This is a genomic window from Pseudomonas sp. 06C 126 (genome assembly GCF_001855215.1).
Lineage (GTDB): Bacteria > Pseudomonadota > Gammaproteobacteria > Pseudomonadales > Pseudomonadaceae > Aquipseudomonas > Aquipseudomonas proteolytica.
In genome coordinates this window covers 1-19,535 of sequence record NZ_MIFU01000098.1, presented here as the reverse complement: position 1 = coordinate 19,535, position 19,535 = coordinate 1, and the positions used below count along the sequence as shown (strand labels likewise).

The following is a 19,535-nucleotide window of genomic DNA, read 5'->3' as shown; positions in this document are numbered from 1 at the left end:
AGATGAAGGCTTATGCGGGCTTTTTCAAGCCCGCCAGTGGTCGGACATGCCGACCAGCCCTATTTTGAGCGGCTTATATTAAGCGGGGCGCTTGTCGATCACGGCGTCGATCAGCCCGTATTCACGCGCGGCCTCGGCACTCATGAAGTTGTCGCGGTTGGTATCACGCTCGATTTCTTCCAGGGTGTGCCCGCTGTGCTTGGCCATCAGCGTGTTGAGACGCTCACGGATAAACAGGATTTCCTTGGCGTGGATTTCGATGTCCGACGCCTGGCCCTGGAAACCGCCCAATGGCTGGTGAATCATCACACGCGAGTTAGGCAGGCAGAAACGCTTGCCTTCGGCACCCGCTGTCAGCAGGAATGCACCCATGCTGCAGGCCTGGCCGATGCAAGTGGTGGATACGTTCGGCTTGATGAACTGCATGGTGTCGTAGATCGACATGCCCGCTGTCACCGAACCGCCTGGGGAGTTGATGTAGAGATGGATGTCCTTGTCCGGGTTTTCCGCTTCAAGGAACAGCAGTTGCGCACAGATCAGGTTGGCCATGTAGTCCTCTACCGGACCAACCAGAAAGATCACTCGCTCCTTGAGCAGGCGCGAGTAGATGTCATAGGCGCGTTCGCCACGAGCAGATTGCTCGACAACCATCGGGACCAGGCCGCCTGCGGCCTGGATATCAGAGTTCTGCTGAATATACGAATTACGGAACATGCTCTGCAGTTACTCCCAAATAGTCATGTCTTGAATACGCATAAGCCAGCGCGAGGCTGGCTTATGGGTGTATTTTCAAACGAGTTGGACAATCAGTCGGCTTGTGCTGCTTCAGCCGGCTTGACTGCTTCTTCGTAAGAGACCGCTTTGTCGGTCACCTTAGCCTTCTGCAGAACAGTATCCACAACTTGTTCTTCCAGCACAACCGAACGGACTTCGTTCAGTTGCTGGTCATTCTTGTAGTACCAAGCCACGACCTGCTCAGGCTCCTGGTAGGCCGAAGCCATTTCCTGGATCATTTCGCGAACACGGTCTTCGTCAGGCTTGAGGTCGAATTGCTTGACCACTTCAGCCACGATCAGGCCCAGCACGACGCGGCGCTTGGCTTGCTCTTCGAACAGCTCGGCCGGCAGTTGGTCAGGCTTGATGTTGCCACCAAACTGCTGAACAGCTTGTACGCGCAGGCGATCCACTTCGTTGGACAGCAGAGCCTTAGGCACTTCGATCGGGTTGGCAGCCAGCAGACCGTCCATGACCTGGTTCTTGACCTTGGACTTGATGGCCTGGCGCAGCTCACGCTCCATGTTCTTGCGAACTTCGGCGCGGAAACCTTCGATACCGGTTTCCTTGATACCGAACTGGGCGAAGAACTCTTCGTTCAGCTCTGGCAGCTTAGGCTCGGAAACGCTGTTGACCGTCACGGTGAACTCGGCGGCTTTGCCAGCCAGGTCCAGGTTCTGGTAGTCAGCAGGGAAAGTCAGGTTCAGAACGCGCTCTTCGCCAGCTTTAGCGCCAACCAGGCCGTCTTCGAAGCCCGGGATCATGCGGTTGGAACCCAGAACCAGTTGGGTACCCTTGGCCGAGCCGCCAGCGAAGACTTCGCCGTCAACCTTGCCCACGAAATCGATGTTCAACTGGTCTTCGTTCTGGGCAGCGCGATCGGCCACTTCAAAACGAGTGTTCTGCTTGCGCAGGATTTCCAGCATGTTGTCCAGGTCGGCATCAGCCACTTCGGCGCTCAGGCGCTCGATTTCGATACCTTCGAAACCAGCGACGGTGAACTCTGGGAACACTTCGAATACGGCAACGTATTCCAGGTCCTTGCCAGCTTCCAGGGACTTAGGCTCGATGGAAGGCGAACCAGCCGGGTTCAGCTTTTGCTCGACAACAGCTTCGTAGAAGGAAGCCTGGATCACGTCACCTACGGCATCTTGACGCGCATCAGCACCAAAACGGCGCTTGATTTCGCTCATTGGCACTTTGCCTGGACGGAAACCAGCGATCTTGGCCTTCTGGGCAGTCTGCTGCAGACGCTTGTTGACCGCAGTCTCGATGCGCTCTGCCGGCACGGTGATGCTCATGCGGCGCTCGATAGCAGTAGTATTTTCAACAGAAACTTGCATGGATATTCCTCGTTGCACAGACGTTAGCCGGCCGTTTCCGACCCAAGAATCAAGGGCATGCATTCTAGTGGGTCAAACTCAAGAAGTCACCCTACTGAAAACGGGTAAAAAAACAGCAGGCATTTTACAGGTACGAATGCACGAATGCTCCTCGCCCCAGTGACAAATACAGCCAATCACGCCAGGGCTCTGTGCCAACCCTTCTATATATAGAAGAAGTCACCAACCATCTCCCTGGCTGCCGACCTTGCACACAAGGCCGACGGGTAGTACGGCATCATCGAGAAACAAAAATACGACGAAACGCCCCACCCCTGCGACCCAAAACCTGCAGTCGCCGAGTACGCAAACCGCTAAAACAAAAAAGGCGCCAGACTGTTAAATCTGGCGCCTTTCGGAATATGGGGTGGACGAAGGGGATCGAACCCTCGACAACGGGAGTCACAATCCCGTGCTCTACCAACTGAGCTACGCCCACCATATTGCGTGACAAAGAAGCCAATTGTCTTCTCTGTTAAGCACCAACCCGGCCCATGGCAAGGGTGACGCTGTATTTGGTGCGGATGAAGAGACTCGAACTCTTACGCCTCGCGGCGCTGGAACCTAAATCCAGTGTGTCTACCAATTCCACCACATCCGCGGCTTGAAGCTTTTTAAAACAAAGGCGCCAGACCGTTAAATCTGGCGCCTTTTCAAATATGGGGTGGACGAAGGGGATCGAACCCTCGACAACGGGAGTCACAATCCCGTGCTCTACCAACTGAGCTACGCCCACCATCTTGCGCTACTTGTGCCAAAGCTGCCTAATGGCGCACCCGGCAGGACTCGAACCTGCGACCATCCGCTTAGAAGGCGGATGCTCTATCCAGCTGAGCTACGGGCGCCTGATTAATCTGTACTCTTGGAGGACTACAAACTAAATGCTTCCAGCCTTACACAATAAAACGACTATTGCGCTCGACCTTCTTAACCAGTGCTAGGCTGTGCCCGACAAGTGCGACGAATAGTATAGACGCCCCCAGGGGCCGTCAAATCTTTTTTGAAAAAAATTCATTTTATTTAAGGGGTTAGGGGAATTTGCAGACCAAGCGCCTTTGCCCTCACGTCCTGGCGTGCGAGAATGCGCGCACTTTTCCTCCCCCTCTCGATGGTTAATCACGCGTAATGACTGCACAACTTATCGACGGCAAATCAATCGCCGCCAGCCTGCGCCAGCAGATCGCCAAACGTGTCGCCGAGCGTCGCAAGCTTGGCCTGCGCACGCCGGGGCTCGCGGTGATCCTGGTCGGCAGCGATCCTGCCTCCCAGGTTTATGTCTCGCACAAGCGTAAAGACTGTGAAGAGGTCGGCTTTATTTCCAAGGCCTACGACTTGCCTTGCGATACCACCCAACAGGCCCTCACCGACCTGATCGATGGCCTCAACGACGATCCGAACATCGACGGCATCCTCTTGCAATTGCCGCTGCCGGAGCATCTGGACGCCTCGCTGTTGCTGGAGCGCATCCGCCCCGACAAGGACGTCGATGGTTTCCACCCTTATAACGTTGGCCGCCTGGCCCAGCGCATCCCCCTGCTGCGCCCCTGCACGCCAAAGGGCATCATGACCCTGCTGGAAAGCACCGGCGTCGACCTTTATGGCCTCGATGCAGTGGTCGTGGGTGCGTCGAACATTGTCGGTCGCCCAATGGCCATGGAATTGCTGCTGGCCGGCTGCACCGTGACCGTCACCCACCGCTTCACCAAGGACCTGGCAGGCCACGTCGGGCGTGCGGACCTGGTCGTGGTCGCCGCGGGCAAGCCGGGCCTGGTCAAGGGTGAGTGGATCAAGGAAGGCGCCATCGTGATTGACGTCGGCATCAACCGCCAGGACGACGGCAAACTGGTGGGCGACGTGGTGTATGAAACGGCCCTGCCCCGTGCCGGCTGGATTACCCCGGTGCCAGGTGGTGTGGGCCCGATGACTCGTGCCTGCCTGCTGGAAAACACCCTGTACGCAGCCGAAACCCTGCACAGCTAATAACCCGCCGCACTAAAAAAGCCCTGCCTTATGGCGGGGCTTTTTATTGCCCGCAAAAAAATCGGTTTTTTCTTTGTTTTTAAGAGCTTTCGTCTGGTTTCAGAAGAACATTCGACAGTTTCTAGCCCATACTAATAATATGTAACGTCTTTTTTCATAAAGCCGGCCACACCCGGTATTTTTCTACCTTTTAGCGAGTTCATCCGCGTGAATATTCGTCTTTCTCTTGTCAGCCTGTTCTTCGCACTCGCAGGCACTGTCGCCAACGCCAGTGAAACCACCCTGGCCCCTCGAGACACCTCGCAGCTGCACATCGCCTCGGGCAGCGCGATGCTGGTGGACTTGCAGACCAACAAGGTGATCTACGCCAGCAACCCCGACGTAGTAGTGCCGATCGCGTCCGTCACCAAATTGATGACGGGTATGGTGGTGCTGGACGCCAAGCAGAATATGGACGAGTACATCTCCATTAACATCAGCGACACCCCGGAAATGAAAGGCGTGTTCTCACGGGTCAAGCTCAACAGCGAGATGCCGCGCAAGGAGATGTTGCTGATCACCCTGATGTCCTCGGAAAACCGTGCTGCCGCCAGCCTGGCCCACCACTATCCGGGTGGCTATGCAGCTTTTATTGCCGCGATGAACGCCAAAGCCAAGGCCCTGGGCATGAACAGCACCCGTTACGTCGAGCCCACCGGCCTGTCGATCCATAACGTGTCCACCGCCCGCGACTTGAGCAAGCTGGTGCAGGCCGCGCATAAATACCCGCTGCTCACGCAATTGAGCACCACCAAGGAAAAAACCGTGTCGTTCCGCAAGCCCAGCTACACCCTGGGCTTTTCCAACACCGATCACCTGGTCAACCGCGCCAACTGGGATATCAAGCTGACCAAGACCGGCTTCACCAACCAGGCTGGTCATTGCCTGGTGCTGGTGACGAGCATGGGCAACCGCCCCGTGTCGCTGGTGATCCTCGATGCCTTCGGCAAACTCACGCACTTTGCCGATGCCAGCCGTATTCGCAAGTGGGTCGAAACCGGCAAGAGCGGCTCGGTGCCGGATGTAGCCCTGCAATACAAGGCCGACAAGAACCTCAAGGCCCGCCAGACCGGGGTTGCCCAGTCCCATTGATTTGACTGGCAGGCATAAAAAACGGCGCCCTCGGGCGCCGTTTGCTTTATGGCTGCTTCTGCCTTTGGGCCATGACCTTCAGGGCCTGGGCTGCCGCCTGCTCCTGGCCGGCCTGGGCAGTTGCGTTGGCGGCCTGCTGCCAGCGCGCCGCATCCAGATTGGCCGGCAACTGGCTCGGGCGCTGGACCAACACGGCCCACTGCCCGGCGCTTTTCCAGGCGGACTCGAAGTCGCTGAACGCTACTGGGCGGCGCCGGTCCCTTGCGACTCGCAGCAACACCGTACTGTTCTGCTGGTTAAAGCCCACCAACACCGCATAACGCGGCTCGGCCCATAGCGTCGAGCCCTCGGTAATCCGCACCATCACCGGGTACCCCGCCGCCACCTGCGCCAACAGCGCCGTCAGCTTGGCATCCAGCGGGTACACCAGCATCCCGTACTCACGCGCCAGGACCTGCATGTTGTGCTCAAGGTCAGCTTCCCCACCCGGCAGGTGCAAGGGTTTATCCAGCAAGCCCGGTGTAATCACAATGCCTTGTTGCGACAGCATGCTGGCCAAGGCCGCCGGGCCACCCTGGTAGGTGTCACCACGAAACGCCGGCACACCGTTGAGCTCTACACGCTCGGGCAGGCCCTGGATTTTCGAGGGTGTGGGATGCCCCGCACATGCAGCCAACCCGAGGACGCAGGCAGCCACCAACAAGGTTTTTTTGAGATTCGACCGTAAACGCAACTTCTTCACTCTCTTGATCATCTGCGGGCTGGGGCGTTGATCATAGGGTGCTCTTGGACGCCGGTATAGCCTTGGACAGCAGTAAAAAGCCCGGGATAGAGCAAACAAGTTGGAAGCACACGACCATTGGTCAATAGCACGCAACCGGGAGGCAGCTAGACTGTCCATTGCAAAGACAGTGTGTGCCCTGCACAGGGCAAAAGGAGGCACTCATGAGCCTGACAACGACGATTTTCCTGCTGGTACTTGGCTGGCTGGCCGTGGCCGGCGCCATGTTGTGGGGGGTGTTGCGCGTGACGCGCCGGCATCATCACCCGCAGCCAAAGACTGCTACACGGGCCAAAGCCCACAAGCCTGTCGCGCATCACGCCTGAGCACATGCAGGAGCCGGCGAACCGGCTCCCACCGTTTTACGCCACCTGCTTGCGGGCCACCGCAGCCGAGGCCGCCAGCATCGCCCGCAGCAACACCGCGCATCCTGCCGCCAGGTCATCGGGTGCCGCATTTTCGATTTCGTTATGGCTGATCCCGCCCTCACACGGCACAAATATCATCCCCGCCGGCCCCAACTCAGCGACGAAGATTGCGTCGTGCCCGGCGCCGCTGACGATATCCATGTTCGACAGGCCCAGACCCGTGGCCGCCTCACGCACGGCATCGACACAGCCCTTGTCGAAATACAGCGGCGGAAAGTCTGCAGTAGGCAGCATCTCGAAGGTCAGGCCGTGCTTGGCGCAGGTGTCGTCAATCACCTTGCGCACCTGGGCAATCATCGAGTCCAGGCGCGCCGGCTCCAGGTGCCGGAAGTCCAGGGTCATGCGCACTTCGCCAGGGATCACATTGCGCGAGCCAGGATAGGCCTGCAGGCAACCCACCGTGCCACAGGCATGGGGCTGATGGCCGAGGGCGGCAGCGTTGACTGCGGCAACCACCGCCGAGGCACCGACCAAGGCGTCCTTGCGCAGGTGCATCGGTGTCGGCCCGGCATGGGCCTCGACGCCGCGCAGGGTCAGGTCGAACCATTTCTGGCCGAGGGCCCCCAGCACCACGCCGATGGTCTTGCGTTCGTCTTCAAGGATCGGGCCTTGTTCGATATGGGCTTCGAAGTAAGCCCCCACCTTATGCCCGCTGACCGGCCGAGTGCCCGCATAGCCAATCGCATTCAACGCCTCGCCCACGCTGACGCCCTCGGCGTCGGTCTTGGCCAGGGTATCTGCCAGGCTGAATTTCTCGGCAAACACCCCGGAGCCCATCATGCATGGCGGGAAGCGCGAGCCTTCTTCGTTGGTCCACACCACCACCTCCAGCGGCGCCTCGGTTTCGATCTTGAGGTCGTTGAGCGTGCGCAACACCTCGACACCCGCCAATACGCCGAAGCAGCCATCGAACTTGCCACCCGTCGGCTGGGTGTCGATATGGCTGCCCGTCATCACCGGCGGCAATGCCGGATTGCGCCCCGGGCGACGGGCAAAGATATTGCCCACCCCATCCACTGTCACGGTGCAACCCGCCGCCTCGCACCACTGCACGAAAAGATCGCGAGCCTGGCGATCGAGATCCGTCAGGGCCAGGCGACACACACCGCCCTTGGGCGTGGCGCCGAGCTTTGCGAGGTCCATCAGCGACTGCCACAGGCGGTCGCGGTTGATGTGCTGATGGGTGGATTGCAGAACGTCGATGGCAGCGTTCATGGTGATCTCCTCAGGCAATATTTCTTATGATTGACGCGGTCCAACTGTGGGAGCGGGCTTGCTCGCGAAGACGGTGTATCAGTCAATATATCCATCACTGACCCACCGCCTTCGCGAGCAAGCCCGCTCCCACAGTTGATTGCATTCCACATCGCTTACAGGGATGTCTTGGCAGCGACCGGGCTGGTTTTGCGCTTGCTGCACAGGCCGTAATACAACACCCCGCCCAGCGCCGACCCGGTGAACCAGCCATAGCTGTAGAACCAACTGAACGCATCGCTACCCAGCGACAACAGGGTCAGCACCACCGGCACGCCAAACGCGATAAATCCCGCCACATTCCACGCCGGATACACGTCATCGCGGTACAACCCCGCCAGGTCCAGTTGCTGGCGGCGGATCAGGAAATAATCCACCACCATGATCCCGGCAATCGGCCCCAACAGGCTCGAATAGCCGAGCAACCAGTTGGAATAGACCGTTTCCAGGCTGACATCGGAAACAATCAGGCCCAGTTTTTTCAGCAGCTCGTGGGCCATCAGCGCCAGCCCCACCAAGCCAGTCAGAATCACCGCCGTGGTGCGGTTGATCAGCTTGGGCGCGATGTTCTGGAAGTCGTTGGTGGGCGAGACAATATTCGCCGCGGTGTTGGTCGACAGCGTGGCAATGATGATCAGCGCCATCGCCACCGCCACCCACACCGGGCTCTGGATATGCCCGATCAGGGTCACCGGGTCGGAGACGCTGACGCCTACCAGTTTCACCGACGCGGCGGTCATGATCACGCCCAGGGCTGCGAACAGGAACATGGTCAGCGGCAGGCCGAAAATCTGCCCCAGGATCTGGTCCTTCTGGCTTTTGGCATAGCGGCTGAAGTCGGGAATATTCAACGACAAGGTGGCCCAGAAACCGACCATTGCCGTCAGCCCGGCCATAAAGTAACCCGTCAGGTTCGCGCCTTCGGGACGCTTGGGCGGGATCGCCATCAATTCGCTGAGCGACACATTGGGCAACGCCCACACCAGCAAGCCGATGCCCACGGCTACCAGCAGCGGCGCCGACAGGGTTTCCAGCCATTTGATCGACTCGGCACCACGCAGCACCACCCAGAGGTTCAGCACCCAGAAGATCATGAAACCGATCACCTCGCCGGTTCCGCCCAGGCTCTTCCAGCCCTCGAAAATCGAGCCGAGGAACAAATGGATCGCCAGCCCGCCGAACATGGTCTGGATACCGAACCAGCCGCAGGCCACCAGGGCGCGGATCAGGCACGGCACATTGGAGCCCAGAATGCCGAAGGACGAGCGCAACAGCACCGGGAACGGAATGCCGTACTTGGTGCCGGGAAAGGCGTTAAGCGTCAGGGGGATGAGCACCACGATATTGGCCAGCAGGATCGCCATCAGCGCCTCGCCCACCGACAACCCGAAATACGCGGTGAGCACCCCGCCCAGGGTGTAGGTCGGCACGCAGATCGACATGCCGACCCACAGTGCGGTGATGTGCCACTTGTTCCAGGTTCGCTCGTGCACCTTGGTCGGTGCCATATCGTGGTTGTAACGGGGGCTGTCGAGGACGTCGCTGCCGGCGTCGAGTTCATACAGGCCGTCGCGCTCTATGACTTGCGATCTGTTCTGTTGCATGGCCGCTCCACGGTTTTTTTAAAATTATTGTTGCTCATCCGGCGCTTGACGCTGGATGGCCGTAGTCCCGCATGAACATGACATCACGGACCCGGCCAACCGGCAGCGCACTCAATTACCGTGCCGCACGCCGTCACCCCGTCCGTACCGCTTATATAACTAGCTGATGTTTATCAGCTTTATTTTTTCTACCGAAAAGTCCCACGGTACTTTCAACGCTACTCAGGCCAAATAACGCAGAAGTTGCCCGAACAATCAGGACTCAATCTGGTGCAACACAATTATTTTTATTACTGCCCGCCGTCAAGAGGCAACTCTCAAGCGTCTGATTTGCAATAGGAAATGTTGCTCATATTGGGAACCTGTCAAGTGCGTCAAAACGGTGAGAGGGTGCTACATTTTGGTGATTTTCATTTTTTATCCTTATAAATCAACAAGATATGAAATATATAAGCTTATAAAAAATAATCTTGATCAATCCAAAAACTCGGGCTAGTTTCTATTCCTGTCACCCGTGACAAGAATAGATCTTGCACCGTGAGCTGCACTACAACACTTAGAACTGGCATAAGCCGGTCAAGCCTCTGAGGAACTCGGCATGTCTCTGTTGATCCGTGGCGCTACCGTTGTTACCCATGACGAAAGTTATAAAGCCGATGTCTTGTGCGCAGACGCTCTAATCCGCGCCATTGGCACTAACCTGGATGTTCCCGCCGGCACCGAGATACTTGATGGCAGCGGCCAATACTTGATGCCCGGCGGGATCGATCCCCATACCCACATGCAATTGCCCTTCATGGGTACGGTGGCCAGCGAGGACTTCTTCAGCGGCACGGCAGCGGGCCTGGCGGGCGGGACCACATCGATCATCGACTTCGTGATTCCCAACCCGCAGCAGTCGTTGATGGAGGCCTTTCACCAGTGGCGCGGCTGGGCCGAGAAGTCGGCGGCCGACTACGGGTTTCATGTGGCGATTACCTGGTGGAGCGAACAGGTGCGCGAGGAAATGGCCGAGTTGGTGACCCATCACGGCATCAACAGCTTCAAGCACTTCATGGCCTACAAGAACGCGATCATGGCCGCCGACGACACCCTGGTCGCCAGCTTCGAGCGCTGTCTGGAACTGGGCGCGGTGCCCACCGTGCACGCAGAGAACGGCGAACTGGTCTATCACCTGCAACGCAAGCTGCTGGCACAGGGCATCACCGGCCCCGAGGCCCACCCGCTGTCGCGCCCTTCGCAAGTGGAAGGCGAAGCCGCCAGCCGCGCGATCCGCATTGCCGAAACCATCGGCACGCCGCTGTACCTGGTGCACGTGTCCACCCAGGAAGCCCTCGACGAAATCACCTACGCCCGCGCCAAGGGCCAGGCGGTCTATGGCGAAGTCCTGGCCGGGCACCTGCTGCTAGACGACAGCGTGTACCAACACCCCGACTGGCAAACCGCCGCAGGCTACGTGATGAGCCCGCCCTTCCGCCCGCGCGGGCATCAAGAGGCACTCTGGCGTGGCCTGCAATCAGGCAACCTGCACACCACCGCCACCGATCACTGCTGCTTCTGCGCCGAACAAAAGGCCGCCGGGCGTGACGACTTCAGCAAGATCCCCAATGGCACCGCCGGCATCGAAGACCGCATGGCGCTGCTATGGGACGAAGGGGTCAACACCGGGCGCCTGTCGATGCAGGAGTTTGTCGCGCTGACCTCCACCAACACCGCAAAGATCTTCAACCTCTACCCGCGCAAGGGCGCGATCCGTGTCGGTGCCGATGCCGACCTGGTGCTGTGGGATCCCCAGGGCACACGGACCATCTCGGCCAAGACCCACCATCAGCAGGTGGACTTCAACATCTTCGAAGGCAAGACCGTACGTGGCGTACCCAGCCACACCATCAGCCAGGGCAAGCTGGTGTGGGTCGACGGCGATCTGCGCGCCGAGCGTGGTGCCGGGCGCTATGTCGAGCGGCCGGCGTATCCGGCGGTGTTCGAGCAGTTGCGCAAGCGTGCGGAGCGTTCCAAGCCAGCCGCGGTGAAACGCTGACATCGCCGATCGCAGGCAAGCCAGCTCCCACACTTGATCGGGTTCACACAGTCAAATGTGGGAGCGGGCTTGCCCGCGATGAGGCCAGTGCAAACCACAAAAAAACCAATGCCCGCCAGAGGCAAAAAAAACCGTGAGGCCACTACCGTGATCCAGACCCTGACCCACCTTCCCCACCCCCATGAAGACGGCGCAACCCTCGCCCGCCATTTCACCGACCTGGCACCGCCGCTCAACGCCCGCCAGGCGCACCTGGAGGCCTCGCGCTGCCTGTATTGCTACGACGCACCCTGCGTCAATGCATGCCCCAGCGAGATCGATATCCCATCGTTCATCCGCAATATCCACACCGACAACGTGCAGGGCGCGGCGCAGAAGATTCTCTCGGCCAACATCCTGGGCGGCAGTTGTGCCCGGGTCTGCCCGACCGAAATCCTCTGCCAGCAAGCCTGTGTGCGCAACAACAGCGAAGAATGCGCGCCGGTGCTGATCGGCCTGCTGCAGCGCTACGCCGTAGACAACGCGCACTTTGACCAACACCCCTTCCAGCGCGCCGCCCCTACTGGCAAACGCATCGCGGTGGTGGGCGCCGGGCCAGCGGGTTTGTCCTGCGCCCATCGCAGTGCCTTGCACGGGCATGACGTGGTGATTTTCGAAGCCCGGGACAAGGCCGGTGGCCTCAATGAATACGGGATCGCCAAATACAAACTGGTGGACGACTTCGCCCAGAAGGAGCTGGATTTCCTCCTGCAGATCGGCGGCATCGAAATCCGCCACGGCCAACGCCTGGGCGACAACCTGAGCCTGAGCGACCTGCACCAGCAATTTGATGCGGTATTCCTCGGCCTGGGCCTGGCCGCCAGCAAACACCTGGGCCTGCCCCACGAGGATGCCCCCGGCCTGCTCGCTGCCACTGACTACATCCGCGAACTGCGCCAGGCCGATGACCTCAGCAAACTGCCCCTGGCCGACCGCTGCATCGTGCTGGGTGCCGGCAACACCGCCATCGACATGGCCGTGCAAATGGCCCGCCTGGGCGCGCGCGACGTCAACCTGGTCTACCGCCGTGGCCTCGCCGATATGGGCGCCACCGATCACGAGCAGGATATCGCCAAGGCCAACCAGGTACGCCTGCTGACCTGGGCCCAACCCGAAGCCGTGCTGTTGGACGACCAAGGCCAGGTGCGCGGTATGCGCTTTGCCCGCACGCGCCTGGAAAACGGCCGCCTGCACACCACCGGCGAAACCTTCGAGCTGGCGGCAGATGCAATCTTCAAGGCCATCGGCCAAGGCTTCGACGAGCAGGCCTTGCATGACCCACTGGCCCAGCAACTGCAACGCCAGGGCGAGCGGATCTTTGTCGATGCGCAGCTGCAAACCAGTGTCCCCGGGGTGTATGCCGGTGGCGACTGCGTCAGCCTCGGGCAGGACCTCACCGTCCAGGCCGTGCAACACGGCAAGCTGGCCGCCGAGGCCATGCACGCTCAACTCATGCTCAATGTGGAGGCTGCGTAAATGGCCGATCTATCGATTGTGTTCGCCGGCATCAAAGCCCCCAACCCGTTCTGGCTGGCCTCCGCGCCCCCCACCGACAAGGCCTACAACGTGGTGCGCGCGTTCGAGGCCGGCTGGGGTGGCGTGGTCTGGAAAACCCTTGGCGAGGACCCGGCAGCCGTCAACGTCTCGTCCCGTTACTCGGCGCACTTTGGCGCCAACCGTGAAGTCTTGGGTATCAACAATATCGAGCTGATCACCGACCGTTCCCTGGAGATCAACCTGCGGGAAATCACCCAGGTGAAAAAGGACTGGCCGGACCGCGCCCTGATCGTGTCGTTGATGGTGCCATGCGTCGAAGAATCCTGGAAAAACATCCTGCCGTTAGTCGAAGCCACCGGTTGCGACGGCATCGAGCTGAACTTCGGCTGCCCCCACGGCATGCCCGAACGCGGCATGGGCGCAGCAGTGGGCCAGGTGCCGGAATATGTGGAACAGGTCACGCGCTGGTGCAAGACCTATTGTTCGCTGCCGGTGATCGTCAAGCTCACGCCCAATATCACCGATATCCGCGTGGCCGCCCGGGCCGCCTATCGCGGCGGCGCCGATTCGGTATCACTGATCAACACCATCAACTCCATCACCAGCGTGGACCTGGAGCGCATGGTCGCCCTGCCGATCGTCGGCACCCAAAGCACCCACGGCGGCTACTGCGGTTCGGCGGTCAAGCCGATTGCCTTGAACATGGTCGCTGAGATCGCCCGCGATCCCCAGACCCAGGGCCTGCCGATCTGCGGGATTGGCGGCATCGGCAACTGGCGCGATGCCGCAGAATTCGTGGCCCTGGGCTGTGGCGCGGTGCAGGTGTGCACGGCGGCGATGCTGCATGGTTTTCGGATTGTCGACGAGATGAAGGATGGCTTGTCGCGATGGATGGACAGCCAGGGCTACAGCAGCTTGCAGGAGTTCTCGGGGCGCGCCGTGGGCAATACCACGGACTGGAAATACCTGGACATCAACTACCAAGTGATCGCCAAGATCGACCAGGCCGCCTGCATTGGCTGCGGACGCTGCCATATTGCCTGCGAGGACACGTCGCACCAGGCGATTGCCAGCCTCAAGCAGGCGGACGGTACCCATGTGTACCAAGTGATCGACGACGAATGCGTGGGCTGCAACCTGTGCCAGATCACCTGCCCGGTGGCGGACTGCATCGAGATGGTGCCGATGGACACGGGCAAACCGTTCCTGAATTGGACGCAGGATCCACGCAACCCCTACCGAGAGGCGGTGTAGCCTTTTCAATCGCTATCGCCGGCAAGCCAGCTCCCACACTTGATCGGGTTCACACAATCAAAATGTGGGAGCTGGCTTGCCTGCGATGAGGCCCTCAACCACACCCCAAACTCATGGCTCCAACCCGATCCCCCGCAAAATCACACTGGTCACCGTCTGCACCGCCCGTTCGAACTGCATGTCCGACAACGCCTGATGATCGTTGAGGATCATCACCTGGTGATCAAAGTCGGCATAGTGCTGGGTCGAGGCCCAGATCATATACAGCAGGCTCGACGGTTCCACCGCGAGGATGCGTTTGTCTTCCACCCACTGGCGGATTTTCGCTTCCTTCATTTTGGCCCAGTCGTACAGGCTCGCATCCAGCGCTTCGCCGAGGGTCGGCGCGCCGTGGATGATTTCGTTGGCCCAGACCTTCGAGCCATACGGGCGGCTGCGCGAATGCTGCATCTTCGCCCGGATGTAGCTGCTGAGGACCACGCGCGGGTCATCGAACATCTCGAAGCACAGGGCGTCCTGCTTCCACACCTCCAGCAGGTCGAACAACACCGCGCTGTACAACTCGCTTTTGGTGCTGAAGTAGTAATGCAGGTTGGAGCGCGGCAGTTGCGCCTGTTCGGCAATGTCGGCCATGGCGGTGCTGCCATAGCCCTTCTCGGCGAAGACCTTTTCAGCCGCCAGCAGAATCTTTTCGACGTTGACCCGACGGATACCGATCTTGTGATTGCCCATAGGGGCTCCCTGACAACGACATGCCTGGAAGACTACCATCCGCTCTAGATCGGGGCGACAGCCTGAGTGGAAACTTCGTACACTGCCCCCCTCTCCCATTGATAGGTAGTGCACGATGTTGATCAAGAAAACCCTGACTACGGTGACCTTGCTGGCCTCGCTGCTGGGGGCTTCGACCGCCTTTGCCCATGCCCACCTGAAAACCACTGCGCCGGCCGCCGACAGCACCGTCGCCGCGCCCGCCGACCTGCGCCTGGTGTTCTCCGAAGGTGTCGAGGCCACGTTCACCAAGGTCTCCCTGAGCAAGGACGGCACCGAAGTGGCGATCAAGGGCCTGGAAACTCCAGACGCCGACAAGAAAACCCTGGTTGTGACCCCTGCCGCACCGTTGGCCGCCGGCACCTATAAGGTCGAGTGGCAAGCCGTCTCGGTCGACACCCACAAAAGCGCAGGCAATTACAGCTTCAAGGTCGGCCAATAACCCATGGCAACCCTGCTGGTGCTGTGCCGTTTCCTGCACTTCATGGTGGTTTTGCTGATGTTCGGGGCCTGTGTATTCAGGCCCTGGTTATTGGGCACAAGCCCGCGGCCGGCCCTGGATCGGCAGTTGTCACGCATCACCACGCTGCTGGCCTGGCTGGCCCTGGGGTCGGGTGTGAGCTGGTTGCTGTTGATCAGTGCCAGCATGGCCGGCAGTGAACTGGCGGCGCTGGATCTGGCGACGGTGCAGTTGGTGCTGGGCAAAACGTTCTTCGGCAAGGTCTGGAGCCTGCATCTGTTGCTCAATGGCTTGCTGGTGCTGAGCCTGCTGACACCCTGGCATCACGTGCGTCTGCTCCTCAGTGCGCTGCTGCTGGCTACCCTGGCCCCCGTGGGGCACGGCGCGATGCTCAGTGGCCTCAGCGGGCAATTGCTGATTCTCAACCAGATGGTGCACCTGCTGTGCGTCGGTGCCTGGCTTGGCGGGTTGCTGCTGCTGGTGTTGATCCTGCGTCAAGCGGCCCTGTACCCGCTGGAGAAAATCCTGCAGCGCTTCAGCGGTGTCGGTTATCTGTTGGTGGCCGGTTTGCTGGTCACCGGGCTGATCAATATCCGTGTGCTCACCGGGCAGTTCTGGCCGACTCCACTGTTCAGCGGGTTTGCCTTGATCCTGTTGATCAAGGTGCTGCTGGTGGCGGGCATGCTGGGGTTGGCATTGCTCAATCGGCTGCGGATCAACAATTGCCAGCAGCGCGTGGGGCAACTGCAGGCCAGTGTGAAGCTCGAATGGTTGTTAGGCGTGGCCGCTGTGGCGGCGGTGTCCCTGCTGGGCACCCTGCCACCGATGCTGTAGGAGCGAGCTTGCTCGCGAAAAACTTACCGACAACGCGTTTACCCAGGCAACCCGCGTTATCGTTGACGACTTTCGCGAGCAAGCTCGCGCCTACTCGCGGTGTGTGGAATGTCAGGGCGGGCTGTTTTTCAGGCGGCCTGCCGTGTCGATGCTGACCACCACCGACAACCCCGGTCGCAGGCGTTCGCTCTGCTCCTGATCCGGGTCCACGGTGATCCGCACCGGCACCCGCTGGGCGATCTTGACGAAGTTGCCGGTGGCGTTATCGGCCTGCAACAGGCTGAACTCGGCGCCCGTGGCCGGCGAGATACGCTGTACCGTGCCATGGAATCTACGGTGGTTCAGGGCATCGACGGTGAACGTCACCGGCTGGCCCACCTGCACGTGGTCCATCTGGGTTTCCTTCATATTGGCGATCACCCACAGCTGGTTCGGCACCAGCGCCATCAACTGCGCGCCGGAGTTGACGTAGGCCCCCAAACGCACGCCGATCTGCCCCAACTGACCGTCCCGGGGCGCCAGCACGCGGGTGTTGGACAGGTCGATGCGCGCCAGCTCCACCGCGGCCTCGGCGCTGGCGACGGCGGCTTCCAGTGAACCGCGATTGACGATCACCGTCTGCAAGTCCTGGCGGGCGATTTCCAGGCTGGCCTGGGCCTGGGCCACGGCGGCGATGGTCTGCGCGTTGGCGGCGCGGGTCACGTCCAGTTCACGGCGCGACACCGAGCCATCGCTGATCAGTTCTTCGTTGCGCCGCAGGTCGGCCGTGCTCTTGCGGGCCTGGGCCTGGCTGTCGGCCAGGGCGGCCTGGCGCAGCTTGATGGTCGCCTCGGCGCTGTTGCGCTGTTGCACCACATTGGCCAGGGACGCCTGCTGCACCGCCAATTGCGCTTGGGCCTGGTCCAGGCGCTGCTTGTAGATGCGGTCGTCGAGCCGCACCAACAGATCCCCGGCCTTGACGTGCTGGAAGTCCTGCACCGGCACCTCGAACACATAACCGCTCAGTTGCGGGCCGATGATCGTCACCTGGCCGCGCACCAAGGCGTTTTCGGTGGTTTCCACGGCGCTGCTGAAGGGTGGCAATTGCCAGGCGTACAACACAATCAATACGCCGACGATAGCAATCGCGGCAAAGCCCAAAGACGAGATGATGCGCACGCGCAGCGAGCGCTGTTCGGTGACCGTGGCTCCGGGCGGCGTGGTGCCCTCCGGGGTGGAAGCAATGGCATTGGTGGTCGTGGTGGTAGCCGTAGGTTCGCTCATGAAGAAAGTGCGCCGCTAGGTTGAACGGAAGGCGCTGCACTGGCGGCAGCTTTTTTGGTGGTGCTCATCAGCCACAGGCTGCGGGTAAAGATCCACAACATGGTCAGTATCGCGATAATCGCGATCAGCATGAACACGTCGTTATAGGCCATCACATTGGCTTCACGGGTGGCCGCCGTGGCCAGGCTGCGGATGCCCAGCAGGTTGCGCAGCTCCGGGTCGGCGATCACCGAGCCATAAGCCGAGCCGCCGCTCTGCACGCGGGCGGCCACGCGCGGGTCCAGCAACGTCAGGTGTTCGACAATCATGCTGGAGTGAAACTTCTCGCGCACGATCTGGAACGTGCCAAGCAACGCCGCGCCCAGCAGCCCGCCAAGGTTCTGGCAGATACCAAACAGCACCGAAAAACTCACCAGGTTGCGCGGGTTGCTCAGCACATTGCGCATGCCCAGCACCATGGTCGGGCCGAGGAAGAAAGTACCGCCAAACCCCAGCAGAAACTGGCTAACGTACATGTTCTCTGGTCGGGTCAGGTTGCTGGAGAAGCTGTCCATCACCGAGCCTGTGGCCATCAGGGCCAGGGAAATCACCAGGGGCATCAGCAAGTGCGCCGGGTTGATGGTCAATGCGCTGATCACCAAGCCACTGATCGCTCCCAGCAGCATCACCAGATACAAGGTGCGCATCTGCTCGCTGCTCATATTCAGTGCCTGCAAAAAGCCCACGGCGCCGGTGGACTGCTCGGACAGCACCATGCGGATCAGGATCACTGCCAGGGCCAGGCGAATCATCACCCCGCCGCCCAGCCAACGGGTCATCAGCAGCGGGTTGGCGCGGTTATGCTCGATGGCCAATCCGGCCATGATCAGCACCAGCGAACAGGCGGAGGCGACGCCGATCCACGGTGCTTCCAGCCACCAGTCGATACGCCCCAGGGACAGCACCGCACACAGCAATGCCACGCCCGAGGCGAGCAAGGCGAAGGTCAGGAAGTCGAGTTTTTCAAAGGTCTTGAAGCGATCACCCGGCGGCAGCTTGAGCAGGAACACACAGCCCAGGCACGTCAGCGCCATGCCCAGCTCAAACAGGTACAGGCCGCGCCACTCGGCAATCTGCAGCAAGTCTTCGGAAAACAGCCGCGCCATCGGCAGGGCCAGTTGTGCGGTACCCAGGCCCAGCACCAGGGCCTTGAGCCGCCACTTTGCGGGGAACGCCTGCACCATGTAATACAGGCCCAGGGAACTGAGGGCCGCGCCAACCATGCCGTGGGCCGCACGCACGGCAATCGCCGAACTGAGGTCGTTGACAAACAAGTGGCCGAAGGTCACCAGCGCGTACAGCACCAGGAACACTTCGGTAAACGCCCGCAGCCCGAACTGCTGGCGGAATTTCACCAGCAGCAGGTTCATCGACACGTTGGTCATGACATACGCCGCAGGCAACCAGGCCATTTCGGCGGTGGTCGCGCCCAATGCGCCTTGCAGGTACGGCAGGTTGGCGATCACCAGGGCGTTGCCGAGGCCGCCGGTGATTGCTACCAGCACGCCAACCAGGGCAAAGGCCCAGCGCTTGAGCGTGGGGTGATGGGGCGTCGATGGCGACCCCGGCAAGCTTGGACGCTCGTGGGGTTGCCAGGTGTGAGGGGTGTATTTATCCATTCGTGACCTTGATGACCGACGCACGAGGCCGGTAAAACCCTGACTCAGAGCGTAGTAGACCTGAGCGGGGTTGATCTTGTCATCTTTGTAGGGGCTGGCTTTTGTGGGAGCTGGCTTTTGTGGGAGCTGGCTTTTGTGGGAGCTGGCTTCTGTGGGAGCTGGCTTGCCTGCGATGCAGGCGCCGCGGATTGGGGGGAGGTGTACATATCCGTTGCTGCGGTCACGGCCACTTAGGGTTCCGCCCTGACGGCGGGTCACTTTCGAAGAGCCGGAGTGCCGGCCCAGTCCAAAGTAACCAAAGCGCTCTTGCCCCACCACTCGGTGCCTCGCCTAGGCTCGGCATGCCCGCAGTCAGGCATTGCTCCGTGGGCCCGCCGCGATCGGCCA

16 protein-coding genes and 4 tRNA genes are annotated in these 19,535 nt (G+C 60.5%); 8 read left to right on the top strand and 12 right to left on the bottom strand.

The window, feature by feature from the left end:
- Positions 1-78: 78 nt before the first annotated feature.
- The 6 genes from clpP to BHC62_RS19370 all read right to left on the bottom strand — a co-directional run bounded on the left by clpP (position 79) and on the right by BHC62_RS19370 (position 3,001).
- On the bottom strand, positions 79-714 hold the full coding sequence (gene clpP, locus BHC62_RS19395; RefSeq protein ID WP_029298421.1) for an ATP-dependent Clp endopeptidase proteolytic subunit ClpP: 636 nt from the start codon (positions 712-714) through the stop codon (positions 79-81).
- 92 nt (positions 715-806) lie between these two features.
- Positions 807-2,117, bottom strand: coding sequence for a trigger factor (tig, locus tag BHC62_RS19390; RefSeq protein ID WP_029298423.1), 1,311 nt, complete (start codon positions 2,115-2,117; stop codon positions 807-809).
- Positions 2,118-2,519: 402 nt separating this feature from the next.
- Positions 2,520-2,595: transfer RNA gene (locus tag BHC62_RS19385), tRNA-His, on the bottom strand.
- 77 nt (positions 2,596-2,672) lie between these two features.
- A tRNA-Leu gene (locus tag BHC62_RS19380) sits at positions 2,673-2,757 on the bottom strand.
- A gap of 59 nt (positions 2,758-2,816) precedes the next feature.
- A tRNA-His gene (locus BHC62_RS19375) sits at positions 2,817-2,892 on the bottom strand.
- 32 nt (positions 2,893-2,924) lie between these two features.
- Positions 2,925-3,001: transfer RNA gene (locus BHC62_RS19370), tRNA-Arg, on the bottom strand.
- 280 nt (positions 3,002-3,281) lie between these two features.
- Between BHC62_RS19370 and folD the strand changes: the two genes are divergently transcribed.
- A complete protein-coding gene (folD, locus tag BHC62_RS19365) occupies positions 3,282-4,136 on the top strand; it encodes a bifunctional methylenetetrahydrofolate dehydrogenase/methenyltetrahydrofolate cyclohydrolase FolD (RefSeq protein ID WP_070995830.1) in 855 nt (284 codons plus the stop codon).
- A 207-nt stretch (positions 4,137-4,343) separates the two neighbouring features.
- Entirely contained in the window at positions 4,344-5,267 is a 924-nt protein-coding gene (gene pbpG, locus BHC62_RS19360) for a D-alanyl-D-alanine endopeptidase (RefSeq protein WP_029298427.1), read from the top strand.
- 46 nt (positions 5,268-5,313) lie between these two features.
- Here the strand turns inward: pbpG and BHC62_RS19355 are convergent, their stop codons facing one another.
- Positions 5,314-6,000, bottom strand: a complete 687-nt coding sequence (locus tag BHC62_RS19355) for a hypothetical protein (RefSeq protein WP_070995841.1) — start codon at positions 5,998-6,000, stop codon at positions 5,314-5,316.
- Between the two features lie 212 nt (positions 6,001-6,212).
- Between BHC62_RS19355 and BHC62_RS28625 the strand changes: the two genes are divergently transcribed.
- A complete protein-coding gene (locus tag BHC62_RS28625; protein WP_166647870.1) occupies positions 6,213-6,374 on the top strand; it encodes a hypothetical protein in 162 nt (53 codons plus the stop codon).
- Between the two features lie 36 nt (positions 6,375-6,410).
- Here BHC62_RS28625 and BHC62_RS19350 read toward each other — a convergent pair whose 3' ends face one another.
- Complete coding sequence (locus BHC62_RS19350) at positions 6,411-7,691, bottom strand: Zn-dependent hydrolase (RefSeq protein WP_070995829.1); 1,281 nt, start codon at positions 7,689-7,691, stop codon at positions 6,411-6,413.
- A 155-nt stretch (positions 7,692-7,846) separates the two neighbouring features.
- Positions 7,847-9,334 (bottom strand): NCS1 family nucleobase:cation symporter-1, encoded by a 1,488-nt coding sequence (locus BHC62_RS19345; RefSeq protein WP_029298432.1) that lies wholly within the window; start codon positions 9,332-9,334, stop codon positions 7,847-7,849.
- 598 nt (positions 9,335-9,932) lie between these two features.
- Here BHC62_RS19345 and hydA point away from each other — a divergent pair.
- The 3 genes from hydA (at position 9,933) to preA (ending at position 14,162) form a co-directional block, all read left to right on the top strand.
- A complete protein-coding gene (gene hydA / locus BHC62_RS19340; protein WP_070995828.1) occupies positions 9,933-11,372 on the top strand; it encodes a dihydropyrimidinase in 1,440 nt (479 codons plus the stop codon).
- Between the two features lie 147 nt (positions 11,373-11,519).
- A complete protein-coding gene (locus BHC62_RS19335) occupies positions 11,520-12,887 on the top strand; it encodes an NAD(P)-dependent oxidoreductase (protein ID WP_070995840.1) in 1,368 nt (455 codons plus the stop codon).
- Positions 12,888-14,162: an NAD-dependent dihydropyrimidine dehydrogenase subunit PreA gene (preA, locus tag BHC62_RS19330; protein ID WP_070995827.1), complete on the top strand. Its 1,275-nt coding sequence runs from the start codon at positions 12,888-12,890 to the stop codon at positions 14,160-14,162.
- Between the two features lie 111 nt (positions 14,163-14,273).
- Here the strand turns inward: preA and BHC62_RS19325 are convergent, their stop codons facing one another.
- Entirely contained in the window at positions 14,274-14,894 is a 621-nt protein-coding gene (locus BHC62_RS19325) for a TetR/AcrR family transcriptional regulator (protein WP_029298440.1), read from the bottom strand.
- Positions 14,895-15,009: 115 nt separating this feature from the next.
- Here BHC62_RS19325 and copC point away from each other — a divergent pair, with 115 nt between their 5' ends.
- Positions 15,010-15,375: a copper homeostasis periplasmic binding protein CopC gene (copC, locus tag BHC62_RS19320; protein ID WP_070995826.1), complete on the top strand. Its 366-nt coding sequence runs from the start codon at positions 15,010-15,012 to the stop codon at positions 15,373-15,375.
- A gap of 3 nt (positions 15,376-15,378) precedes the next feature.
- Entirely contained in the window at positions 15,379-16,227 is an 849-nt protein-coding gene (copD, locus tag BHC62_RS19315) for a copper homeostasis membrane protein CopD (RefSeq protein WP_070995825.1), read from the top strand.
- A 111-nt stretch (positions 16,228-16,338) separates the two neighbouring features.
- On the opposite strand, the gene BHC62_RS19310 is transcribed toward copD, so the two are convergent.
- Positions 16,339-17,490: an HlyD family secretion protein gene (locus BHC62_RS19310; protein ID WP_029298446.1), complete on the bottom strand. Its 1,152-nt coding sequence runs from the start codon at positions 17,488-17,490 to the stop codon at positions 16,339-16,341.
- The gene (locus BHC62_RS19305) at positions 17,487-19,148 is read right to left on the bottom strand and encodes an MFS transporter (RefSeq protein ID WP_029298448.1); all 1,662 of its coding nucleotides are present in this window, start codon (positions 19,146-19,148) and stop codon (positions 17,487-17,489) included. The genes BHC62_RS19310 and BHC62_RS19305 overlap by 4 nt, the downstream gene beginning before the upstream one ends.
- Positions 19,149-19,535: the final 387 nt, after the last annotated feature.